The organism is Mesorhizobium sp. M1E.F.Ca.ET.063.01.1.1, from assembly GCF_003998155.1.
GTDB lineage: Bacteria > Pseudomonadota > Alphaproteobacteria > Rhizobiales > Rhizobiaceae > Mesorhizobium.
Genome location: NZ_RZSC01001751.1, coordinates 1 through 396, shown reverse-complemented (window position 1 = coordinate 396; position 396 = coordinate 1). Strand labels below are relative to the sequence as shown.

Annotated in this window: 1 protein-coding gene; it reads right to left on the bottom strand. The window is 54.8% G+C overall.

Annotation, left to right across the window (positions count from 1 at the left end; all coding sequences use genetic code 11):
* Positions 1 to 246: helix-turn-helix domain-containing protein (locus EOA29_RS40735; RefSeq protein WP_145970213.1), on the bottom strand; the 246-nt coding region annotated here is incomplete at its 3' end.
* Positions 247 to 396: the final 150 nt, after the last annotated feature.

Genomic DNA, 396 nt, shown 5'->3' with positions numbered 1-396 from the left:
GCTCTGCTTGGTGATCTTGAGCACGTCGAGCAATTCGGCGACGGTCAGGCCAGGCCTGCGGTTGACGAAATGCAGGACACGGTGATGGGCGCGGCCGAAGCCGTAGTCGGCCAGAATCTGGTCCGGATCGGAAGTGAAGTCGCGATAGGCAAAGAAAAGCAGCTCGATGATGGCGAAGTCGATGCCGTCCTCGTCGGTGATCGCCGTCCTGATCGGTTTGCCGGCGGCATTGCTCTGATCCGTCATCTTGTCTCCATGCGAAGGGGAATTATGTCAGTACTATTGACGTAATTTCCCGGCAATGGTAATTTTTGACAAGCTTTTCGGCGGATTGCGAACGAAAAGGCAAGGGGGAGCCGTTTTTCCGGAACTTCCTGAGTTTGCCATACCTTTGAT